This window comes from Algoriphagus algorifonticola (assembly GCF_007655305.1).
Lineage (GTDB): Bacteria > Bacteroidota > Bacteroidia > Cytophagales > Cyclobacteriaceae > Algoriphagus > Algoriphagus algorifonticola.
In genome coordinates, this window is the sequence record NZ_VLOG01000045.1 from 1 (window position 1) to 5,045 (window position 5,045).

4 protein-coding genes are annotated in these 5,045 nt (G+C 40.0%); 1 reads left to right on the top strand and 3 read right to left on the bottom strand.

The genetic code is table 11. The annotated features are described in order from the left end of the window. The first annotated feature begins 402 nt into the window (after positions 1-402). A complete protein-coding gene (gene katG / locus FL972_RS11260; protein ID WP_144605522.1) occupies positions 403-2,655 on the top strand; it encodes a catalase/peroxidase HPI in 2,253 nt (750 codons plus the stop codon). A gap of 258 nt (positions 2,656-2,913) precedes the next feature. Here katG and FL972_RS11265 read toward each other — a convergent pair whose 3' ends face one another. The 3 genes from FL972_RS11265 to FL972_RS11275 are packed head-to-tail and all read right to left on the bottom strand — an operon-like array spanning position 2,914 to position 4,474. Beyond that, entirely contained in the window at positions 2,914-3,945 is a 1,032-nt protein-coding gene (locus tag FL972_RS11265; RefSeq protein WP_144605524.1) for a type II toxin-antitoxin system HipA family toxin, read from the bottom strand. After that, entirely contained in the window at positions 3,938-4,261 is a 324-nt protein-coding gene (locus FL972_RS11270; protein WP_144605526.1) for a HipA N-terminal domain-containing protein, read from the bottom strand. Before FL972_RS11270 ends, FL972_RS11265 begins: the two co-directional genes overlap by 8 nt. Before the next feature lie 3 nt (positions 4,262-4,264). Next, complete coding sequence (locus FL972_RS11275; protein ID WP_144605527.1) at positions 4,265-4,474, bottom strand: helix-turn-helix domain-containing protein; 210 nt, start codon at positions 4,472-4,474, stop codon at positions 4,265-4,267. Positions 4,475-5,045 lie beyond the last annotated feature (571 nt).

Sequence of the window (5,045 nt, forward strand, 5' to 3'; positions counted from 1 at the left end):
GTGCCAGCAAGAATGGCAGAGAAATACAGTAGAGGTAAAACAAATACGCCTGCGGCGAAATATTCGCAAACCTGAGGTTGTCGAAAAGATATTTTTTAAGATATGGTTTAGATATGCCTTCGGCAAGATATTTTAGAGAAATACAGTAGAAATTAAATTGAAATATGCCTTCGGCGAGATATTCCTATCCTTCTTAAATATTTCATCGGATTAAAAATCCTACGATAGGGATTCGGGATTACAAATCCCGAATAGCAAAAACCCTTGGAGGGTAGAGTTGCATACCGCTCTTCCCATTCTCTAACCATTTGGGAAATTCTAGGCAACAAAATCATTTCTATGGGGTTAAAAAATAAGAGTCAATGACTTACATTTAAACATAACCCATAAAACATTTTTAAAATGACTGAACAAAGCAAATGCCCCTTTTCTGGAGGCAGAAATCAAATTCAAAGCGATAGAATAGGCGGTGGCATCGGCACCAAACCTATGAATGCTGACTGGTGGCCCAAGCGACTTCCGGTAGAATTGCTTCACAGCCCATCATCCAAAGCAAACCCTTATGGTCCGGACTTTGACTATCCATCGGAATTCGCTTCCTTGGATTTGGCTGCTGTCAAAAAAGATATCACAGAAATGCTGACCACTTCTCATGATTTTTGGCCAGCTGATTATGGCAATTACGGTCCACAGATGGTTCGGATGGCCTGGCACGCTGCCGGTACTTACAGAGTTGCCGATGGTCGTGGAGGTTCTGGCGAAGGCCTGATCCGTTTTGCTCCTCTCAATTCATGGGAAGACAATGGTAATATCGATAAGTCTATCCGACTGCTAGAACCTATCAAACAGAAATATGGCAGAAAATTGTCCTGGGCGGATTTAATCATCCTAACCGGTAATTGTGCCTTGGAGCAAATGGGATTCAAAACCTTCGGATTCGGAGGTGGAAGACTGGACTCTTGGGAAGGTGATGATAGCACCTACTGGGGTCCTGAAACAGAAATGGCCACCCAAGACAAGCGCTGGACAGGAAAGCCGGGAACTGAGGAATATGATTTGGAAAATCCATTAGGAGCATCCAGACAATCCCTAATCTATGTGCATCCAGAAGGACCTTTTGGAAATATGGATCCTATTTCAGCAGCCCAGGAGATTAGAATTACTTTCTCCAGAATGGCGATGAATGATGAGGAAACAGTTGCCTTGATTGCAGGGGGACATGCTTTCGGAAAAAGCCATGGTGCTTCTCCAAAATCCCATTTGGGCCCTGAACCTAATGCAGCAGAATTAGAGCATCAAGGTCTAGGCTGGATCAACAGCAATGGTACCGGAAATGCTCAATATACCACCACCAACGGAATTGAAGGGGCTTGGACCTCCAACCCTACCCGATGGGATAATGAATATTTAGAAAACCTATTCAAATATGAGTGGGAGCAAACTGTCAGCCCTGCTGGTGGAAAGGCTTGGAAACCAAAAGGCGGAGCCGCTGCAGATGCTGTTCCTGATGCACATTTGGAAGGTGTACGTCATCCATTGATGATGATGACAACAGATATTGCTTTGATCACTGATCCGGAATACCGAAAAATTTGTGAGCGATTTGTGGAAGATTCCACTTTGTTGGATGATGCTTTTGCCCGTGCTTGGTACAAATTGACTCACAGAGATATGGGACCAAAAAATCGCTTGTTAGGACCAGAGGTTCCAAAAGAGGAATTGATTTGGCAAGACCCTGTTCCAGCATTGGATCATGAAGTAGTAAATGAGCAGGATATCGCTCAACTGAAAAAGGACATTTTGGCTTCAGGTCAGTCTATCTCTGCTTTAGTAAGTGCTGCTTGGGCATCTGCTTCAACTTTCAGAAAAACTGATTTCAGAGGAGGTGCCAATGGTGCAAGAGTGCGTTTAGAGCCTATGAAAAACTGGGAAGTCAACAACCCCAAACAATTGGCTTCAGTTTTAGAAACTTTGGAAAAAATCCAATCTGACTTTAATGGCAAGAAATCAGGAAATAAAAAGATTTCCATGGCCGACCTAATAGTATTGGCAGGCTGTGCTGCGGTAGAGAAAGCTGCCCATGATGCCGGAGTGAAGGTATCTGTTCCTTTTGTACCAGGCAGAATGGATGCCAGTGCAGAACAAACAGACGTTGATAATATCGCAGTATTGGAGCCAATGCTAGACGGATTCCGCAACTACAGAAAAGGTAAGTATGCCGTAGAGACTGAGCGTATGTTGATTGATAGAGCTCAGTTATTGGACCTGACTGCTCCTGAGATGACCGCCTTGGTTGGAGGGCTGAGAGTTTTAGGTGCCAATTACGATGGCTCCAAGCATGGAGTATTTACCGAAAAGGTTGGAGTATTGAGCAATGACTTCTTTACCAACCTATTGGCCATAGATACCAAATGGACTCCGGCAGATGATGCTAAGGAAACCTTTGAAGGAAAGGACAAGGCGAGCGGAAAGACCAAATGGACTGCAACCCGTGCTGACTTAGTATTTGGTTCCAATCCACAGCTGCGAACTCTTTCTTTAGCCTATGCAGCTTCTGACGGTCATGAATTATTTGTAAAGCAATTTGTAGACGCTTGGCATAAAGTCATGATGCTGGATAGATTCGAATTACAACATGAATTGTACAAAAACTAATCTGGGGACGGGAGTCATAAATCACTTCAAATTATGATTTTTGAGCTTCCCTATCTTCGAAAGTTAAATTTTAATCTAAAGCAATCCTCCATTTTGGGGGATTGTTTTTTGTTTAGCCATTAATAGAAATCGGAAAAAATCAAGATATTCTAGAGCAGAGATTTGCCAAGTAAAAATCGATTTTCAGCAAATAATATTTTGAGAGCCTAAAAAGAAGGAGTAAATCTCTATCTTTCATTCAAGGCACTGGAAATCATTTTAAAGATCTCTTTTCGCGTAAGAGTTTCTAAGAAAACCCAATCGACTCTCATAGCTTTTTTTATAGCGTTCTTTCATTTCATCAGACAGAAAGCTTCGATTGATTATAGGTACTATTTCCTCTAAGGGCTTTGAGAATTCATTGAGGATTTTTTTAACTCGAATTTGCATGATTCCGATTTTTATACCGAATTCGAAAAAATCATCGTAGGCATAAAGCCCCATTTCCTCGTAACTTTTTGTGTAATAATCTTCAGCAAAGAGCCCATCTTTTAGAGCCATTTCAGAATCCTTTACATGAAGTCTAGTATTCACCAAATCATATGCTGGGCTCAGATTATAATCTCCTTGCGAAGTTTCCAGTAGGGCAAAGTTTTTCAAATGCGCATCCCCATTTGAAAACAAAAAATTGAATACCACTAACCTGAAGAACTCTTCTAGGGCAATAGGATAAGCAGCCACATATTTTTTAATTAAAAGGGCGACCCCTTCATAACTATAATTGTATTTGAACTCTTCTCCATCTGTTTCCTTTGATTTTAGAGCCAAAGTCGCAAAATCTTCTTTGCCCAGCTTATTAGATGATTTAGAGTCGATATCAAATCTTTTGGTCAGGTAGGCAGGTTCTCCATTTTCGAAGAAGATCAAGGCACTCTCAGCTACATTCAACTTATAGATTTGTTTTGCAATCTGCATGGTCAAGTGTTCATTTGCCGGAACCTGATCCACATTCTCCAAATCCCTTGGAATAGGTTTCAAAATATAGGTTCCTTGTTCTCCTTGACGGGTTAATCTAAGCTGGCCTTTATCCCAAATCAAAGAGAGCTTTTCCTGAACCCCTGAAATAGAAATTCTCTTTCTATTCTCCATCAATTCTGCCATTTGAGAAGTTTGAATTGGTTGATGGCTATGATAGGGAAGAATATGTGCTGTCTTTTTCCCTGAGAATAATTGTTTCAAGCCAAGCGGGCTGTAGGTATGAAAGGCTTCTGCCAAGGTTATGGGACAGGTATTAATGATTAGCTCAGTCATTTGGTTCAACGGTTATTGCACCTATGGTATCTGAATCAGCAGTTTTATAAAGTAGCGTAAAGAAATCATCTTCATCAATCTGAAATTGGCGTGCCTGTAGTTTCAAATTGACTCCTTCAGAAAGCATATTGAAAAAGAATGGAAATAAATGATCAGAATAATACTCTTTTTTTGATTTTGGAAGTGTTAGGCTAACGGAGGGTTTATCCGGATGAGAAAACCAGGAATCTTCGTAAACAAAAGAGTACTTACCGGATTCCGATTTTGACAAGATCCCGACCAATTCCCCATTTCTTAAAACTCTCGCTGATTTCATCTATTAAAGCAGTTTTTTGACGGAAAGTGATAATTCCATTCCCAAAATCTCCGCAAGTTTATTTAGCACTTTGACCGATGGATTAGCCTCACCACGCTCAATTTTGTATAGGGTATTAATACTCACCTGAGCCATTTCTGCCAAATCTGGCTGAATAATTTTAAGAACCTGTCTTCGTTCTTTTATAGCCAAACCTATTTCTTCAATTGTCATTATAATGTGATTTTTAGACTAATTTACTATTGATTTTTCTAAAATCAAATATAAATCATACTATAATGTGATATTTAGATTATTATGAGCTAAAACAGATTTAAATCTCCCAATATTCACAATATAATATGATTTTCCGTGCTAATTGAAGATAGATAAAGGAAAGGGAATTCTTTGTAGGCTTTGTAAAAATAAGAAAAGTGTAGGTTTGGAATATACTGGAGTTTTTTGTTGATCCTCAGCCTTAGATCATTCTATAAAAAAATAATACTGATCTAAGGCAATTTTTCATTTTGGCGTTGAATTTTCTCATACCTCTGGAGTTCAATTGGTCGCTAGGTGGAATTTGCCTCCCCACTAAGCAGGCTCCAGGCTAATTCCGGTAATTATCAGAATCACAGAATGATTTCTTAACGCCTTGTCTTACCCTACTATCCTTCCCGATTTGTAATTGGTTATGTTTCTTAGACTATTGTATCCTAAGCAAATTGCAAATTTGACAGAATAGAAAGAGGCTGTCTCATAAATAGCTCTAGTGTCAGCCTGAGCGCCTGTCTGACGCAGGCAGGGA